This window comes from Phenylobacterium sp. (assembly GCF_036821595.1).
Lineage (GTDB): Bacteria > Pseudomonadota > Alphaproteobacteria > Caulobacterales > Caulobacteraceae > Phenylobacterium.
In genome coordinates, this window is sequence record NZ_DAISJG010000174.1 from 1 (window position 1) to 1,846 (window position 1,846).

Genomic DNA, 1,846 nt, shown 5'->3' on the forward strand with positions numbered 1-1,846 from the left:
GCCCTATACGCCGTCGCCCGGCGTATAGGGCTGCGGCCGGGACGGCAGCACGGGCGCGGCCTCGGGCGGCGGGGTGCGCACGGGCGGCGGGGTCTCGGCGGCGGGCGTGGACGGCCGTTCCACGGGCACGCGGCTCGTCGAGGTGATCGGCCCGCGGTCGCGATAGCCGTCGGGCAGGCGGATGCGCTGGCCGGCGCGGATCGTGGCGTTGCGCGACAGGCCGTTCTCCGAGCGCAGGGCCGCCGCGGTCACCGAGAACCGGCGGGCGATCTGGTCGAGGGTGTCGCCGGCGTCGGCCACATAGGCCCGGGCCGTCGAACGGGGCCCCTTCAGGTTCTGGCCGGGCTGGATGTTCGAGCCCTTGATGTTGTTGTCCTTCCGCAGCTGCTCCACCGTGGTGTCGAGCTTGCGGGCGATCTCGGTGAGGTTGTCGCCCCTGCGCACCTCGTAGGTCACAGGCTTGCCCTCGACCTCGACGACGCGGCCGGTGACGCTGCGGGTGGTCACGGTCCGGAACGCCGGCTCGGCCGCAGCCGGCGGCGGGGCGGCGGTGCGTTCCGGCGGCGGCGCAGGCCGCAGGGCGGGCGTGGGCTGCGCCTCGGCGCCCTCCACGGCGACGCGGGTGGTGGTCTCGATCGGCCCCCTGTCGCGGAAGCCCTCCGGCAGGCGCAGCCGCTGGCCGGTGCGGATGGTGGAGTCCAGGGAGAGGTCGTTCTCCTCGGCCAGCGCCGTGGCCGTGACGCCGAAGCGCCGGGCGATGGCGTAGAGCGTGTCGCCGGAACCGACGATGTAGGCCTTCGCCGAGGTCGTCGGGCCCTTCAGCCTCTGGCCGGGGCGGATGTTCGAGCCCTCGATGCCGTTGTCCTCGCGCAGCTGCGCCACCGTGGTGTCGAGCTTGCGGGCGATGGCGATCAGGCTGTCGCCCTTCTGCACCTCATAGGTGGTCGCGCGGCCGTCGGCGTCGACCACGCGGCCGGTGACGCTGCGGGTGGTCACCGACCGGTAGGTCGGCTCGGCGCGCGGCCGAGCGGCCTGGGCAGGCGGCAGGGTGTCCAGCGGCCGCGCCTCCACGGCCGCCGGCGGCGCCTGGGCGATCGGCGCATCCTCGACGCGCGGCGTGGGCTCTGCGGCCGGCGGCGGAGGCGCGGGGTCCTCGCGCTGGATGGGGAAATTCGGGCGCAGGGGTTCGGTCTGGGTCGCGCACGCGGAGAGCGCGCTCGTCGCGAGCAGGGCCAGGACCGTTCGCTGCAGGGAAAGCGTCATCGCCGCTCCGGGGTCGGTGTCAGAATCAGTTCGGGGCGTCCGCGGATGATGGGCCGCCCCGGACGCCTGGGCCAACCCGCAAACCGCCGCAGACTCACAGCTCTTTGGCGACGCCTTCCAGGAGCGGCACGAACCGGACGTCGAGCAGGTCCTCGACCTTGAACCCGCCCTCCCCGTCGCCGGTGTAGCGGCGAAGCGTCTGTACGGGCCCGCGTCCGATCGGCGCCACGAGAATTCCCGTGGGCTTGAGTTGCGACAGGAGAGCCTTCGGCTCTCCCGGCGCCGCGGCCGTGACCATAATGCGGTCGAAAGGCGCCTGTTCGGGCCAGCCCTCCCCGCCGTCGCCGAACCGGGTGATGATGTTCGTCAGGCCCAGCTGCCTGAAGCGGCCCTCCGCCTCCTTCATCAGGGTACGGTAGCGCTCCACCGTGTAGACCAGCCGGGCGAGCCTTGAGAGGATGGCGGTCTGGTAGCCGGAGCCGGTGCCGATCTCGAGCACCCGGTCGCGCTTCTCCACCTGCAGCGCCTGGCTCATCAGGCCGACGATGAACGGCTGGCTGATGGTCTGGCCGCAGGCGATCGG

At 73.2% G+C, this 1,846-nt stretch carries 2 protein-coding genes; both read right to left on the reverse strand.

Annotated elements, in window-relative coordinates:
* Positions 1–3 precede the first annotated feature (3 nt).
* Entirely contained in the window at positions 4–1,263 is a 1,260-nt protein-coding gene (locus V7Z97_RS20340) for a muramidase family protein (protein WP_334165440.1), read from the reverse strand.
* 94 nt (positions 1,264–1,357) lie between these two features.
* A partial coding sequence (locus V7Z97_RS20345; RefSeq protein ID WP_334165441.1) for a protein-L-isoaspartate(D-aspartate) O-methyltransferase occupies positions 1,358–1,846 on the reverse strand: 489 nt, incomplete at its 5' end.

Bases quoted from the DNA above. Each gene is read 5' to 3' on its own strand.
- V7Z97_RS20340 (WP_334165440.1), bottom strand. From the start codon at position 1,263: ATGACGCTTTCCCTGCAGCGAACGGTCCTGGCCCTGCTCGCGACGAGC.